The 14,980-nt window shown below is 70.2% G+C and carries 13 protein-coding genes; 8 read left to right on the top strand and 5 right to left on the bottom strand.

Features of this window, described 5'->3' with window-relative positions; all coding sequences use genetic code 11:
* Positions 1-77: 77 nt before the first annotated feature.
* From NL112_RS13330 to NL112_RS13305, 6 genes are read left to right on the top strand one after another with little or no spacing between them, the layout of a single operon-like run.
* Complete coding sequence (locus NL112_RS13330) at positions 78-983, top strand: ABC transporter ATP-binding protein (protein ID WP_255149333.1); 906 nt, start codon at positions 78-80, stop codon at positions 981-983.
* Positions 980-1,786: an ABC transporter permease subunit gene (locus NL112_RS13325; protein ID WP_255149332.1), complete on the top strand. Its 807-nt coding sequence runs from the start codon at positions 980-982 to the stop codon at positions 1,784-1,786. Before NL112_RS13330 ends, NL112_RS13325 begins: the two co-directional genes overlap by 4 nt.
* Positions 1,783-2,367 carry a TetR/AcrR family transcriptional regulator gene (locus tag NL112_RS13320; protein WP_255149331.1) on the top strand — a complete coding sequence of 195 codons (585 nt, stop codon included), beginning with the start codon at positions 1,783-1,785 and terminating at the stop codon, positions 2,365-2,367. The genes NL112_RS13325 and NL112_RS13320 overlap by 4 nt, the downstream gene beginning before the upstream one ends.
* Positions 2,368-2,413: 46 nt before the next feature.
* Entirely contained in the window at positions 2,414-3,691 is a 1,278-nt protein-coding gene (locus NL112_RS13315; protein ID WP_255149330.1) for a Single-stranded DNA binding protein, read from the top strand.
* Positions 3,688-5,205 carry a hypothetical protein gene (locus NL112_RS13310; protein ID WP_255149329.1) on the top strand — a complete coding sequence of 506 codons (1,518 nt, stop codon included), beginning with the start codon at positions 3,688-3,690 and terminating at the stop codon, positions 5,203-5,205. The genes NL112_RS13315 and NL112_RS13310 overlap by 4 nt, the downstream gene beginning before the upstream one ends.
* Positions 5,202-5,954, top strand: coding sequence for a metallophosphoesterase (locus tag NL112_RS13305; RefSeq protein ID WP_255152606.1), 753 nt, complete (start codon positions 5,202-5,204; stop codon positions 5,952-5,954). Before NL112_RS13310 ends, NL112_RS13305 begins: the two co-directional genes overlap by 4 nt.
* Here NL112_RS13305 and NL112_RS13300 read toward each other — a convergent pair.
* Entirely contained in the window at positions 5,951-6,214 is a 264-nt protein-coding gene (locus NL112_RS13300; protein ID WP_255149328.1) for a hypothetical protein, read from the bottom strand. The genes NL112_RS13305 and NL112_RS13300 overlap by 4 nt on opposite strands.
* Before the next feature lie 83 nt (positions 6,215-6,297).
* Here NL112_RS13300 and NL112_RS13295 point away from each other — a divergent pair, with 83 nt between their 5' ends.
* A complete protein-coding gene (locus NL112_RS13295) occupies positions 6,298-9,120 on the top strand; it encodes a DEAD/DEAH box helicase (protein WP_255149327.1) in 2,823 nt (940 codons plus the stop codon).
* On the opposite strand, the gene NL112_RS13290 is transcribed toward NL112_RS13295, so the two are convergent.
* Genes NL112_RS13290 through NL112_RS13280 form a run of 3 tightly spaced genes read right to left on the bottom strand, consistent with a single transcriptional unit; the run spans position 9,117 to position 12,611 of the window.
* The gene (locus NL112_RS13290; protein WP_255149326.1) at positions 9,117-10,388 is read right to left on the bottom strand and encodes an ABC transporter ATP-binding protein; all 1,272 of its coding nucleotides are present in this window, start codon (positions 10,386-10,388) and stop codon (positions 9,117-9,119) included. The genes NL112_RS13295 and NL112_RS13290 overlap by 4 nt on opposite strands.
* On the bottom strand, positions 10,381-11,397 hold the full coding sequence (locus NL112_RS13285; RefSeq protein WP_255149325.1) for an ABC transporter ATP-binding protein: 1,017 nt from the start codon (positions 11,395-11,397) through the stop codon (positions 10,381-10,383). The genes NL112_RS13290 and NL112_RS13285 overlap by 8 nt, the downstream gene beginning before the upstream one ends.
* Positions 11,394-12,611: an ABC transporter permease gene (locus NL112_RS13280; RefSeq protein WP_255149324.1), complete on the bottom strand. Its 1,218-nt coding sequence runs from the start codon at positions 12,609-12,611 to the stop codon at positions 11,394-11,396. The genes NL112_RS13285 and NL112_RS13280 overlap by 4 nt, the downstream gene beginning before the upstream one ends.
* A 119-nt stretch (positions 12,612-12,730) precedes the next feature.
* Here NL112_RS13280 and NL112_RS13275 point away from each other — a divergent pair, with 119 nt between their 5' ends.
* Positions 12,731-13,765, top strand: a complete 1,035-nt coding sequence (locus NL112_RS13275) for an ABC transporter permease (RefSeq protein WP_255149323.1) — start codon at positions 12,731-12,733, stop codon at positions 13,763-13,765.
* Between the two features lie 9 nt (positions 13,766-13,774).
* Here NL112_RS13275 and NL112_RS13270 read toward each other — a convergent pair whose 3' ends face one another.
* On the bottom strand, positions 13,775-14,941 hold the full coding sequence (locus tag NL112_RS13270) for an ABC transporter permease (RefSeq protein WP_255149322.1): 1,167 nt from the start codon (positions 14,939-14,941) through the stop codon (positions 13,775-13,777).
* Positions 14,942-14,980 lie beyond the last annotated feature (39 nt).

The following is a 14,980-nucleotide window of genomic DNA, read 5'->3' as shown; positions in this document are numbered from 1 at the left end:
GGTGTTCTCCAGAAGCCGGAACGCATGAACGATACGTTCAAGCGTTCACGAACCGTAGTACGAGTAGTGAACAGTGCATGCCAGCAATCCAAGCGACCGGCCTGACGAAGTACTACGGCGACGTGCGAGGCGTCGAGGACCTCACGTTCAGCGTCGAGGAGGGTGAGGCGTTCGGCTATCTCGGCCCCAACGGCGCAGGCAAGACGACCACTATCCGAACCCTGCTCGGGTTCATCGCGCCGACCGACGGCACCGCGTCGGTGCTCGGTGCCGACGTGCGCGACGCCGCGGCGCTCCGAGCGGCCCGAAAACGCATCGGCTACCTTCCCGCCGAGCCGGGGCTCGACGAGTCCGCGACCGGCCGGGAGCTCATCCGCCTGCACGCCGGCCTGAAGGGCGACCGGCGAAGCGACGACCTCGCGGCGCTGTTCGACGCGCCGCTCGACCGCGCAGTCGGTGACTACTCGCGGGGGAACCGGCAGAAACTCGCCATCGTCCTCGCGTTCATGCACGAACCGGACCTCGTGTTGATGGACGAGCCCACGTCGGGGCTGGACCCGCTGATGCAGGAGCGGTTCTACGACTTCCTCGACGCCGAGCGTGAGCGGGGCGTGACGCTGTTCATCTCCTCGCACATCCTCGGGGAGGTGCGCCGCGTCTGCGAACGCGTCGGCATCGTCAGGGACGGCCGGTTCGTCACCGTCGAGTCGGTTTCGGACCTGCTGGACCGCGCTGGCAAGCACGTCAGCCTCCGCGTGAAGGGCGAGGTCGACCCCGACGACTTCGCCTTCGAGGGCGTCCACGACCTCTCGGTCGACACGACGACGACCTTCACGCTCACGGGCGGCTACGACGACCTGGTCGACGCGCTCGACGGCTACCACGTCGTCGACCTCGAAATCGAGGAGGCGCCGCTCGAAGAGGTGTTCATGCGGTTCTACGGCGAGGACGACACTGGCCGGGTCGAGGAGGTGGTCGCGTGAGTACCGCCCGCCGGTTCGCGCTCGCCGGCTACGAGTCGAAGGGGCGGCTCAAGGGGTCGCTGGCGCTGTCGGTCGGCATCAGCCTCCTCGGCCTGATGATGGTCGCGTTCTTCCCGTCGGTGAAGGCGTCGGGGGCGGACCTGCAGGCGTACGTCGACAGCCTCCCGCCCGCCTTCCAGCAGGCGTTCGGCATCGAGGCGTTCACGACGATGGGCGGGTTCCTCGCCGCCGAGTTGTACGTGTTCGGCTGGGTGCTGTTGCTGGGTCTCTACTTCGCGTACCGCGCGGGCGGGCTCATCGCCCGCGACATCGAGCGGGGGCGGATGGACACCTTGCTTGCGACGCCGCTGTCCCGCACCGACGTCGTGCTCCAGACGTTCGCCAGCCTGCTCGTGCCCGTCGTCGTCGTCAACACCGTCGCGTTCCTCGCCGTCTACGGCGGCATCCTCGCGGTCGGCGAGACCATCGACGTGGCGAACCTGGCCATGGTCCACCTGCTGTCGGTGCCGTATCTGCTCGCCTGTGCGGCTATCGGGCTACTGCTGTCGGTCGTGTTCCAGCGCGCGGACCTCGCGGAGCGGGGTGGTCTCGGCGCGGTGTTCGCGCTGTTCCTCGTGGAGACGGTCGCCGCCTCCACCGAGTTCGACGAACTCGCGCTCCTGTCGCCGACCCACTACTACGACCCGACCGCGGTGCTCGTCCACTCGGAGTACGACATCGTGGGGGCGGGCATCCTGCTGCTGGCGACGGCCGCGCTGGTCGCGGCGAGCGTACTCTGGTTCCGCCGGGCCGACGTGCGATGACGTTCAGCGACGCCGAACGGGAGCGCATCGAGCGCGACCTTCTCGCGGCCGGGCGCGAGCGGTTCACCAGATACGGGCTCTCGAAGACGACCGTCGCGGAGTTGACCGACGACGCCGGCATCGCCACCGGGACGTTCTACCGGTTCTTCGACTCGAAGGAGGCGCTGTACGTCGCCGTCCTCGAACGCGAGGGCGAACGTGTCGCCGCGGAGGTGCTCCCGCCGCTGTCGTGGGACGACCCCGAGGCCGGCCTCCGGGCGTTCCTCGGCCGGGTCTGCGACGAGATAGAGACGAACCCGCTGACGCGGCAACTGCTCGTCGGCGACGAGTACGACCGGCTTCGGGACGCGGTGGACGACTCGAACCTGACGGAGGCTCGACAGGCGGACCTCGCCCTCGTTCGCCCGTTCGTCGAGCGCTGGCAGGCGGCGGGACGGCTCCCGGACGCGGACCCCGACGTAGTGGCAGGCGCGGTCCGCGCGGCGACGTTCGTCACGCTCCACCGCGAGGAGGTGGGCGACGACTACCCCGCCGTCCGGGACCTGTTGCTCGACGCGGTCGCACGCGGACTGGTTCGCTGACGCCGGGCGACAAACCCTTTTACCGGGCGGGGCGAACGCCTCCCCGATGAGTCTGGAAGCAGAAGCCGAGGAGCTCGCCTCCGACCTCGGTGTTGATAAAGAGGAGGTCATGGACGACCTGGAGAAGCTCGTCAGCTACTCCGTCCCGATGGACGAAGCGAAGCAGTCCCTGCGCCGGAAGTACGGCGACGGCGCCTCCTCGGGCGGCGGTAGCGAACCGACCTCGAAGGATGTCGCGGACGTGACGCCCGACGACTCGAACGTCACCGTCACGGCCCGCGTGCTCACCGTCGGCCAGCGGTCCATCCGCTACCAGGGCGAGGACCAGGTCATCTTCGAGGGCGAACTCGCCGACGAGAGCGGCCACATCTCGTACACGGCGTGGCAGGATTTCGACCTCTCGCCGGGCGACACCGTCACGGCCGGCAACGCCGGCGTCCGGGAGTGGGAAGGAAACCCCGAACTCAACCTCGGGGAGTCGACGACCCTCGTGTTCGAGGACGAGACGCTCGACGTCCCGTATGACGTGGGCGGCGACCGGGAGTTGCAGACGCTCGCACCCGGCGACCGCGGCCGAAACGTCGTCGTCCGCGTGCTCGAGTGCGAACGCAAGACCATCGACGGTCGCGACGGCGAGACTGAAATCCTGTCGGGCGTGCTCGGCGACGAGTCCGGCCGCCTTCCGTTTACGGACTGGGACCCGCACGACGAAATCGAGGAGGGAGCCTCCGTCCGCATCGAGGACGTGTACGTCCGGGAGTTCCGCGGCGTCCCCTCGGTGAACGTCTCCGAGTTCTCGTCGGTCATCGCGCTGGGCGAAGCCGTCGAGGTCGCCGACGGTGCTCCCGAGATGACCGTCCGCGAGGCGGTCACCTCCGGCGGCGCGTTCGACGTGGCTGTCGTCGGCAACCTCATCGAGGTGCGCGACGGGAGCGGTCTCATCGAGCGATGTCCGGAGTGCGGTCGCGTCGTCCAGAACGGCCAGTGTCGCTCACACGGCGACGTCGACGGCGAGGACGACCTGCGGGTGAAGGCCATCCTCGACGACGGCACCGACACCGTCACAGTCGTCCTCGACGACGAGTTGACCGCGGAGGTGTACGGCGGCGACCTGAGCGACGCGCTCGACCACGCCCGCGACGAGATGGACAAGGGCGTCGTCGCCGACGAGATAGCCGAGAAGATAGTCGGCCGCGAGTACCGCGTCCGCGGGCAGTTGTCCGTCGACGAGTACGGCGCGAACCTCGACGCCAGCGAGTTCGACGCGACCGACGACGACCCCGCCGAGCGTGCGCGTGACCTGCTGGCGGAGGTGCGCGCATGAGCGCCGACGGGCCGGGTCGCCGCGAGGTGGCCCACCGGCTGTTCGCCGCGGAGTTCGACGACGCCGACTTCTCCTTCTCGGAGAGCGACGAGGAGCGGGCGCCCAACTACGTCGTCACGCCGACCGGCGCGCGCGTCAACCGCCTGTTCGTCGTCGGGGTCCTCACCGAGGTCGAACAGGTGAACGAGGAGATGCTCCGGGGTCGCGTCGTCGACCCGACCGGCGCGTTCGTCGTGTACGCCGGCCAGTACCAGCCGGACGCGCTGGCGTTTCTCGAACGGGCCGACCCGCCCGCGTTCATCGCGGTGACGGGGAAGGCCCGCACCTTCCAGCCGGACGACTCCGACCGGGTGTTCACGAGCATCCGCCCGGAGTCCATCAGCGAGGTGGACGCCGGGACGCGCGACCGCTGGGTCGTCCAGGCCGCCGAGCGCACGCTCGAACGGGTGGGAACGATGGCCGCCGCAATCGAGTCGGGGCTGGCGGGCGACGCCCTGCGCGAGGCGCTGGAAGCCGACGGCGTCGACCCCGCGCTCGCGCAGGGCATCCCGCTCGCGCTCGACCACTACGGGACGACGCCCGACTACCTCCGGGGCGTCCGTGACCTCTCGGAGCAGGCTCTCGAGACGGTCGCCGGCGACCGCGACGAGGTCGAAACGCTCGACATCGAACCGAGCGACGGCGACGGCGACGCCGGGGCGCTGGCGGACCGCGACCTCGACGCGCCGGCGGACGTGGAACGGGAGACCGACGAGACGGACGCCGGTGTCGACAGCGGCGAGACGACGGCCGACGCCGGAACGGACGAGTTCGACGCGGAGGAGGCCGAACCGGCAGGGACTGCCGACGAGACGGAGCCGTCGGCGGCCGACGACGGAGCGACGGGCGAGCCGGCTGACGAGCCCGTCGAACCGGGCGGGACGCCCGCGACCGCAGACGCCGCCGACTCGGTCGACGCGGAGCCGGAGACCGTGCCGAAACCGGACGACGACACGGAGCTGGGTGGCGAGGACGACGGCGTCGAAGACGAGATACCGTCCACGGAACTCGACGACGGGGACGACATCGGCGAGTTCGAGCCGGACGAGGAGTTCGACCCCGACGACGAGGTGCTGAGCGAGGAGGAGCGCGCCGAAGCGGAGGAACTCGGCGGGTTCTCGACCGGCAACGAGGTCGAAGAGCCCGACGAGGCGGACGCACCCGAGCCGGAGCCCGAACCGGCAGAGGACGCGGGTGAAGAACCCGAACGAGAGGACGCGTCCGACGAGGAACCCGAGCCGGAACCCGAACCCGAGCCGGCAGACGAAGACGCGGGCGACGTCGACCTCGACGAGGCGGTGATGGACGCGATGGAGGACCTGGACGACGGCGACGGCGCCGAACACGACGCCATCGTGGAGGCGGTCGTCGACCGGACCGGCGCGGAGCCCGAGGCCGTCGAGGAGGCCATCCAGGACGCGCTGATGAGCGGGCAGTGCTACGAGCCCGACGACGACGTGTTCAAGCCCATCTGATGGTCCAGCCGCTCCCGGGCGAGCCGGCCGCGACCGTCGATTACGGCACGGAGCGGGCGCTCGTCGCCGCCGACTACCACGCCGGCCTCGAGGTCGCGCTCCGGCGTGACGGCGTCGAACTCCGCTCGGCGGCCGACGAGCGCCGGGAGCGACTCGTTCGGCTCGTCGACCGCGAGCGGCCCGACCGGGTGGTCCTGCTCGGGGACGTGGCGAACGCCATCGGCGAGCCGGGTGACGAGGAGCGCGCGGAGCTCGACGCGCTGTTCGAGGCACTGACCGAGCGGGCACCGGTCACCGTCGCCAAGGGGAACCACGACGGCGCGCTCGGGGAGGTGGTCGCGGCGCTCGGCTACGAGGACGTGACCGTCTCCGACGGCCCGGGCGTCCGCATCGGGAGCGTCGGGTTCGCGCACGGCCACACCTGGCCCGCCCGGGACTGCATCGAAGCGTCGACGCTGTGTGTCGCCCACGAGCATCCGCAGGTCCGCCTGGAAGACGAGGTGGGCGGCGGCCGCGCCGAGCGGGTGTGGCTCAGGGGACAACTGAACCCCGGAGCGTTCGCCGACCGGTTCGACGACCTGGATGTGGACTGCGGCCTCGTCGTGTTCCCGGCGTTCAACGACCGCGTGGGCGGCACCTGGGTCAACGAGTCCGACGGGTTCCTCTCGCCGTTCCTGCCCGCGGGACTGAGCGGGGGCGAGGCGTACCTGCTCGACGGGACGCGACTCGGCGACTACCGCCGCGTTTAGAGGCCGAGCACCGCCGCGGCGAGTTCGAGCAGGAACGCGAACAGGACGATGGCGAACAGCAGATTCGGCTCCTCGGGGCCGCCGGCCCGCTCGGGGCGAGCGAGGCCGAACAGGCCGGCGGCGGCGAGGACGACCGCTCCGGCGACGGCGGCGAGTTCACCCAGGCCACGGCCACCCGCCAGCACCACGGGGAGATACCGGATGCCGAACAGGAGGCCGATGCCGACGAACAGCGCCCAGTAGATGCGGCGGTAGTCCATACGTCCCCTCCGGGAGCGGGCGAGAAATGGGTTGTGCCGACCGTCACCGAGCGGCTTAATCGCCCGGGGACCGAAGCGGGGCCGTGACCGACACGCAGGGGATGGACGCGTTCGCGCACCTCTCGGAACCGGTGCGCGAGGCGCTCTCCGAGCGGGGGTTCGACCGGCCCACGGAGCCACAGCGCCGGGCCATCCCGCCGCTCGCCGGCGGCGAGCACGCGCTCGTCGTCGCGCCCACGGGCACGGGAAAGACGGAGACGGCGATGTTGCCGGTGTTCTCCGCTATCGCGGAACGGGCGCCGACCCACGGCGTGCAGGCGCTGTACGTGACGCCGCTCCGGGCGCTCAATCGTGACATGCGCGAGCGACTGGAGTGGTGGGGCGAGACGCTCGGCGTCGAGGTGGACGTGCGCCACGGCGACACCACCGACTACCAGCGCCAACAACAGGCTGACGACCCGCCGGACGTGCTCGTGACGACGCCCGAGACGCTCCAGGCGATGTTCACCGGCGAGAAACTCCGGGCCGCGCTCGCCGACGTGGAGCACGTCGTCGTCGACGAGGTGCACGAACTCGCCGCCTCGAAGCGGGGCGCACAGCTGACGGTGGGGCTCGAACACCTGCGGGAGCACGCCGGCGCGTTCCAGCGGGTCGGTCTCTCCGCGACCGTCGGCGACCCCGCCGAAGTGGGTCGCTTTCTCACCGGCGACCGGGGCTGTGCCATCGTGGAGGTCGACGCCGGTAGCGACATCGACGTACGCGTCGAACGGCCCGAGGTCCGGGAAGGCGACGAACGGCTCGCGTCCGAACTCGTGACGGACGTGGAGGTTGCCGCGCGGGTCCGCCGCATCGACGAACTCGTCGCCGCCAACGAGTCGACGCTCGTGTTCGTCAACACCCGCCAGACGGCGGAGGGGCTCGGCTCCCGGCTGAAGGAGTACGGCACCGACATCGGCATCCACCACGGCTCGCTGTCGAAGGAGGCCCGCATCGACGTGGAGGACCGCTTCAAGGCGGGCGAACTCGACGCGCTCATGTGTACCTCCTCGATGGAACTCGGCATCGACGTGGGGCGCATCGACCACGTGATACAGTATCAGTCGCCCCGCGAGGTGCGGCGGTTGCTCCAGCGGGTGGGTCGCGCCGGCCACCAGTCGGGCGAAGTGTCGCGGGGGACCGTGCTGACGACGCGACCGGACGACACGTTCGAGGCCCTGGCCATCGCGCGGATGGCCAGCGAGGGCGAGGTGGAGGACGCGAACATCCACGAGGGGTCGCTCGACGTGGTGGCCAACCAGATAGCCGGCGTGCTGATGGGGTTCGGGGAGGTGTCCGCGCGCGGCTGTTTCGAGATACTCCGCCGCGCGTACCCGTTCCGGGGCCTCGACGAGGAGACGTTCAAGTCGGTGGTCCGGGAACTCTCGGAGAACCACGTCGTCTGGCTCGACGAGGAGGCGGACCGCATCGAGAAGTCGCGGGGAACCTGGCAGTACTTCTACCGCAACCTCTCGATGATACCGGACGAGGCGAACTTCCGGGTCGTCGACATGGCCTCCGGACGCACCGTCGGCACGCTCGCCGAGCGGTTCGTCGTCAACTTCGCGTCGCCCGGCGAGGTGTTCGTCCAGGGCGGCGAGATGTGGCGCATCACCGAGGTCGAGGAGGACGAGGAGGAGGTGAAGGTCACCCCCGTCGAGGACCCCGCCGGAGAAGTGCCGTCGTGGGTCGGCGCCGAGATACCGGTGCCGTACGCGGTAGCCCAGCGGGTCGGCCGCCTCCGCGGGGAGACGCGCGAGGCCTTCGATTCGGGGGCGAGTCGCGACACGGTGGCCGGCGGCCTCGCGGCCGACCACCCGACGGACGCCCACACCGCCAGCGAGGCGCTCGACCCCATCGAGCGCCACGAGGCGCCGATGCCGACCGACGACACGATACTGGTCGAGGGGTACGCCCGGCAGGTGGTGCTAAACTGCGCGTTCGGCCACAAGACCAACGAGACGCTGGGCCGCCTGCTGTCCGCACTCGTCGGCCAGCGGACCGGCTCCTCGGTCGGGATGGAGGTCGACCCCTACCGGGTCGAACTGGAGGTGCCGTCGGGCACCCACATGGGCGACGTGGTGGAGTTGCTGTTCGAGACGGACCCCGACCACGTCGAGGGGCTCATCGAGCTGTCACTGAAGAACGCCGACGCCCTGAAGTTCAAACTCGCGCAGGTCGCCGCGAAGTTCGGCACCCTGAAGAACTGGAAGAAGGGCCGCGGGTTCGGCCGCGACCGCCTGCTAGAGGCGCTCCGTGATACACCCGTCTACGACGAGGCGCTCCGCGAGTTGCTCCGCGAGGACCTCGACGTGGAGGGCGCGGCGGACGTGCTCCGCCGTATCCGCCGCCGGGACCTCGCAGTCGAGCAGGTCGGCGAGCGCACGCCGGTCGGGACGGGCGGGCGCTCGTCGGGCCAGGAACTGCTCGCACCGGAGAACGCGGACGCGTCCGTCATCGAGACGGTCCGCGAGCGCATCGAGACCGACGAGATGCGGCTGTTCTGTCTCCACTGCCGCGACTGGGACCGCACGAAAGAGGTGCGGCGCATCGACGACCAACCGTCGTGCCCGCTCTGTGATTCGACGCGGGTAGCGGCCATCAGTCCGTACGCCGACGAGGTGGTGCGGGCGGTCACCTCCGGCGACAAGGACGACGAACAGGAGAAGATGACACGCCGGGCCTACCGGGCGGCCTCGCTGGTGCAGGCCCACGGCAAGCAGGCGGTGCGGGCGCTCGCGGCCCGCGGCGTCGGGCCGCACAACGCCGCCCGCGTCATCAACAACCTCCGCGAGGACGAGGACGACTTCTACCGGGACCTGCTCGCGAGAGAGCGGGAGTACGCACGGACGAAGGCGTTCTGGGATTAGTCGTGGAGGTGACAGGCCGCCGGATGCCCCGCTCCGGTCTCCTGTAGTTCGGGCGTCCGTTCCTCGCAGGGCGAGGCGAACGTCTCCGCGAGCAGGTCGCGGGCCCGCTCGTCGTCGCCGTCGGCAAAGGCCGCCAGCCCCTCCGCGAGCGCCTGCTCTGCGGTCTCGTCCGAGAGGTCCGCGGGCACGTCGTACTCCTCGCGGGCCATCGCGGCCACCTGCTGTGGGTCGACCGCGCTCGCGTCGTCCGCCTGTCCCTCCGCGACACACTCCGTCCGGAGCCCCTCGCGGTCGAGCGTCCCCTCGCGGAGCGCGACCCGGAGGTCGGTGACCGCGCGGAACGTCTCCTGGGGGAGGTCGAGCCGGTCGGGGGCGATGACCTCGGGACAGCGCGTGTGGAACCGACAGCCGTCTGGCGGGTCCTGCGGGTCGGGCACGTCGCCACCGAGTTCGACCCCTTCGCCGCGCCGGTCGGGGTCCGGCGTCGGCACCGACGACAGAAGCGCCCGCGTGTACGGGTGCTGTGGCTCCGCGAACAGTTCCTCGGTGGGCGCGACCTCGACGATTTCGCCGAGGTACATCACCGCGACGCGGTCACACACCTGCCTGACGACGCCCATGTCGTGGCTGATGAACAGGACGGAGAGGTCGAACTCCGCCTGCAGGTCGTCCACGAGACCGAGAATCTCGGCCTGTATCGACACGTCGAGCGCGCTGACGGGTTCGTCTGCGACCAGCAGGTCGGGGTTCGTCACCAGCGCGCGGGCCAGCGCCAGCCGCTGTTTCTGCCCGCCGGAGAACTCGTGGGGGTAGCGGTCGGTGTCGGACGGCGAGAGGCCGACCCGCTCGACGAGGTCCGCGACGATCTCCCGGCGCCGGTCGGCGTCACGCATCCCGTGGATGCGGAGCGGTTCGGCGATTGCCTCGCCGACGGTCATCCGGGGGTCGAACGCGCCGTCGGGGTCCTGAAACACCATCGACGCGCGGCGCCGGAACTGCTTGCGCGCGTCGTCGTCGTGCTCGCCGACGCGCTCGTCGTCGAACCGTACCTCGCCGCCGGTCGGCTCGTCCAGGTGGAGGATGGCCTCCGCCGCGGTCGACTTTCCGCATCCGGACTCGCCGACGAGTCCGACCGTCTCGCCCGGATGCAACTCGAGGTCGATGCCGTCGACGGCCCGCACCGCGCCGACTTGTCGGCCGAGCAGGCCGCCGCGCACGGGGTAGTGCTTCTCCAGGTCACGCACCGACAAGAGCGGCGACTCAGTCATCGCTTCGTCCCTCCGCGACCTCCGCTGGTGCGTCCAGTTCGCCCTCGTCGTACTCGTCGCCGTAGTAGACGCACGACGCCTCGTGACCGTTGTCGACGGGGTGGAACGCGGGTTGTTCGCCGGTCCGGCAGTCCCCGACCGCGTGGGGACACCGCTCGTGGAACCGACAGCCGTCGGGTGGGTCCGTCGCGGGCGGGAGCGTCCCGCCGATGGTCTCCATCGCCTCCCCGCGGCCGGGGAGACAGCGAAGCAGGGCACGGGTGTACGGGTGGGCAGGGTCGTCGAACACTGCGTGGACGCCACCCCGCTCCATCACCTTCCCGGCGTACATGACCACCACGCGGTCGGCGATTTCGGCGACGACGCCCAGGTCGTGAGTGACGAACAGGACCCCGAGGTCGAACTCCTCCACCAGTTCGCGCAACAGCCTGAGGACGCTCGCTTGGATGGTGACGTCGAGCGCCGTCGTCGGCTCGTCGGCGACCAGCAGGTCCGGGTCCGGCGCCAGCGCCATGGCGATGACCGCTCGCTGGCGCATCCCGCCGGAGAACTCGTGGGGGTAGTCGTCGACCCGCGTGCCGGGTTCGGGGATGCCGACGCGGTCGAGCAGGTCGATGGCCCGCTCGCGGGCCTCGGCCTTCGAGTCGTCGCGGTGGAGCCGTATCGCTTCGATTATCTGCTCGCCGACCGTGTAGACCGGGTCGAGCGACCCCTGCGGGTTCTGGAACACGTGGGCGATGCGGCCGCCCCGCACGTCGCGGAGCCGCGAGGCCGATAGTTCCGTCAGGTCGGCGCCGTCGAACAGCACGGAGCCGCCGGCGATGCGGCCGGGCGGGACGGAGAGCTTCGTCAGCGACTCACAGGCGACGGTCTTGCCGGAGCCGCTCTCCCCGACGAGACAGACGACTTCGCCCCGGTCGACGTCGAACGAGACGCCGTCGACGGCGCGGACGGTTCCTTCGTCGGTGTCGAACTGCGTCTTCAGGTTGCGGACTTCGAGCAGACTCATGAGTTACCTCTCGGGTCGAGGACGTCGCGGAGCGCGTCCCCCAGGACGTTGAACGACAGCACCGTCGCGGCCAGGAAGACGGCCGGAACGGCGGCTATCCACCACGCGCCGGGGAAGTTGAAGCTCTGGCTGACCGAGCGCATCCCCAGCGCGATGAGGTTGCCAAACGACTCGGAGTAGCGCTCGCCCAACTGGAGATACGCGAGCGCCGCCTCCGCCAGGATGAGGACGGGAATCTGTAACGACAGGGCGGTGAACACCGCGTTCGACGTGTTCGGCAGGACGTGCCGGCGCACGATCCACCAGTCGGACGCGCCGTAGCTTTTCGCGGCGGTCACGTACGTCGCCTCGCTCCGCTGGAGCACCTCGCCACGGACGACGCGGGCGACGCCGCCCCACGACAGCAGGCCGAACACCACGACAATGAGGAACAGCGACCGGCCGAACGGGAGTACGAGCACGAGGTAGATGAGGATGGCCGGGATGGTCTGCTGGATGTCGACGTAGCGCATCAGCAGGTCGTCGACGCGGCCGCCGATGTAGCCGGCGGCGGTGCCGACGGCCGTCGCCAGCGGGACGATGAGCATCGACGTGACGAGCCCGACGGTCATCGACACCTTGAGCGCGACGACGACGCGGGCCCCCATGCCTCGGCCGAGTTGGTCGGTGCCCAGCGGCGCCCAGAGGCTCCCGTGACAGATGCCGTCGGTGACGGCGCCGGCACACCGCAACAGCGGGTAGTGGTGGGGGACGGTGCCGAACAGCGGCGGCTGGTAGCTGAACTTGGTGTGTATCTCCGGACCGCCCAACAGCAGGGGCGCGAGAAAGCCGGCGAGCGTGCCGACGACGAGGTAGCCCAGCGCCAGCGTCGCCAGCCGATTCTCGCGGAGTCGCCGCCAGTAGCGGGCCGCGAGCGCCCGGTTGGTCGCCAGCGGCACCACGACGGTGAACACCAGAAGCAGTACCGACAGCGCCACGAGCCACGTCATGCCGGTCGGGTCGAAGTTGACGGCGAACAGGAACTCGCCGTCGTGGACGAGTCCCCACGCTATCAGGTCGTCGTTCTTCCCCCCCAGCACCGCGAAGTCGTAGACGAACACGACCGCAAGCGCCGCGAGGGCGGCCACGAACGCCCGCCCGGCGCGGCCGAGTCGTCGCTCGTCGCCGAGTGACTCCCACTCCACCGTCTCGAACCGGGCTGGCGCGTCGCTCACGCCGGCACCACGCGTCGAGCCACGCCCCGACACATAGACGCCGGGTTGCCGGCGCTCGGTATAAATTCACGTCATGGTGAAATCCGAGTTTCAGTAACCGTTATCCGCTCGCTCGCCGGATGCCGGCGCATGCGTGGGACGACGGCGGGTGGACCGTCGTGGTGAGCCCGGCGTGGCTGACGCGCCGTGCGCTGTTCGGGACGGCGGCCGTCCTCGTGCTGGCGACGGTGACGTTCCTGATGACGACGCTGTCGGCCGACCCGAACATCGCTCGCCTCGAGTACGTCGCCTCGCGGAACCCGAGTCTCAACGTCACTGAGGTCATCGCCGACTACCGCGCCCGGCGGGGACTCGGGAAGCCGCTTCCGGTCCGCTACGTCGACTGGGTGGTGTCGACGGTGACGCTCGACTGGGGCCGCTCGTTCCGGTTCGGCGAGCCCGTGACCCAACTGGTCCGCGATGCCGGCCTGCGGACCGCGGCGTACGTCCTGCCGGCGGTCGGACTGGCGACGCTTCTCGGCCTGTTGTCGGGCGTCTACCGTGCCCTGCTACCGGATTCGTGGCTCGGACGCGGGGCCGTCGCCGTCGCGTACGTCGGCTTCAGCCTCCCGAACTTCCTTCTGGGAGAACTGCTCGTCTACTACACGACGGGGACGCTCGTGCGGGAGCCGTCGGGGATGCAGGACGTCGCTATCGCGGGGTTCCAGGGGGCGAACCCGGCCGCCCCGCTGGGACCGCTCGTCGCTACGGTCGTCCTGCCGGCGTCGATTCTCGCCACCAGCATCTACGTCAGCCAACTGCGGTTCACCCGCGCGCAGTCGCTGGAGTACGCCGGCTCCGAGTTCGTGAAACTGCTTCGCGCGAAGGGCGCCGGGCCGCTCAAGGTGGGCCGTCACGTGCTCCGCAACGCCGCGGTTCCCCTCGTGTCGGTGGCGTTCACCGAACTGCTGGCGGTGATGGTCGTCGCCACGCTCGTCATCGAGACGGTGTTCAACATCCCCGGCCTCGGCTACCTCGTCGTGGTCGCGGTCAGCGCCCAGGACATGCCCCTGCTCCTGGGTGCGACGACCGCCATCGGGCTGGTCGGCATCGGCGCGAACCTCGCACAGGACATCGCGTACGGCTATCTCGACCCGCGCGTGGGGGACGAGTAGCGGTGGACGCTACCCACGCGGGTCGAGCACGTCCCGGAGCGCGTCGCCCAGCACGTTGAACGACAGCACCGCACCGGCAAGCAAGAGTGCAGGCAGGGTGAACGTCCACCACGTCTCCATGAAGCCGATGCGGCCGAACGCGTCCGCGATGATACGCCCGAACGAGTAGCGGTCCACGTCGCCCAACTGCAGGAACGACACCGACGCCTCCGCGATGATGAGCGTCGGAATCTGGACGGTGACCGCGGTGACGACGCTGTTGGAGACGTTGGGGACGACGTGGCGGACGAGCACGCGGAGATGCGAGGCACCGTCGGAGCGGGCGGCGGTGACGAACGGCGCCTCCTTCCGCTGGATGGTCTCCGCGCGGACCACGCGGGCGACGCCGCCCCACCCCAGCAGGCCGAACACGATGACGATGAGATACAGCGTCTTCAGGAAGTAGAAGGCGAGGATGACGTACACGAGGAACGCGGGCACCGTCTGCTGTATCTCGACGTAGCGCATCAGCAGGTCGTCGGCCCACCCGCCGACGTAGCCGGCGACGGTGCCGACGGCGGTGGCGATGGGGACGATGATGGCCGTCGTCACGACGGCGACGACGAGCGCGACCCGCATCGCGTACACCGACAGCCAGAACACGCTCTTGCCGTCGCCGTTCGTCCCCAGCGGGTACGCGAGCGTCCCCTGACACCGCCCGTCGACGACGGGGCCGACGCACTGTCTGGCGGTGTACTGGTCGACGGAGAAGCCGACGGGCGGGTTGAACGCCAGCAGGACGTCTATCTCCGGGCTGGGGTGGACGAGCGGCCCCACCAGTCCGAGCCCGAAAAACAGCGTCAGGTAGCCGACGGCGACCACCGCCGCGCGGCTCTCCGCGAGTTCGGCCAGCCGCTCGCGGGTGCGGGCCGGCCGCTTCAGCATCGGGAACACACCCCCGACGACGAGCGTGACGCTCCCGAGCAGGAACAGCCACTCCAGCGCCCGAGGGTCCCAGGTCCCGACGAGCGGGCGGACCTGCGTGACGAAGACGTAGTCGTAGCAGAACGCCGCCGCGAGCAGGAGATACAGTCCGAGACCCGCCAGCGTCCACCGGGAGGGGCGGGGGACGCCTCGCCGCCCCTGTCGGTCCCAGTCGACCTGCTCGAAGCGGGCCCGCTCGGTGCCGTCGCTCACCGGAACCACCGCCGACGCCGCGCCCGTTCCCGCATCGGC

The organism is Halorarius halobius (genome assembly GCF_024298865.1).
Taxonomy (GTDB): Archaea; Halobacteriota; Halobacteria; order Halobacteriales; family Haloarculaceae; genus Halorarius; species Halorarius halobius.
Note: the sequence above shows the minus strand (reverse complement) of the source record. Positions and strands in the feature narration are given on the sequence as shown.

Coding starts and splice junctions, on each gene's coding strand:
- NL112_RS13330 (WP_255149333.1), top strand. CDS start 78: ATGCCAGCAATCCAAGCGACCGGCCTGACGAAGTACTACGGCGACGTG.
- NL112_RS13290 (WP_255149326.1), bottom strand. CDS start 10,388: ATGACTGAGTCGCCGCTCTTGTCGGTGCGTGACCTGGAGAAGCACTAC.
- NL112_RS13315 (WP_255149330.1), top strand. CDS start 2,414: ATGAGTCTGGAAGCAGAAGCCGAGGAGCTCGCCTCCGACCTCGGTGTT.
- NL112_RS13310 (WP_255149329.1), top strand. CDS start 3,688: ATGAGCGCCGACGGGCCGGGTCGCCGCGAGGTGGCCCACCGGCTGTTC.
- NL112_RS13320 (WP_255149331.1), top strand. CDS start 1,783: ATGACGTTCAGCGACGCCGAACGGGAGCGCATCGAGCGCGACCTTCTC.
- NL112_RS13285 (WP_255149325.1), bottom strand. CDS start 11,397: ATGAGTCTGCTCGAAGTCCGCAACCTGAAGACGCAGTTCGACACCGAC.
- NL112_RS13300 (WP_255149328.1), bottom strand. CDS start 6,214: ATGGACTACCGCCGCATCTACTGGGCGCTGTTCGTCGGCATCGGCCTC.
- NL112_RS13275 (WP_255149323.1), top strand. CDS start 12,731: ATGCCGGCGCATGCGTGGGACGACGGCGGGTGGACCGTCGTGGTGAGC.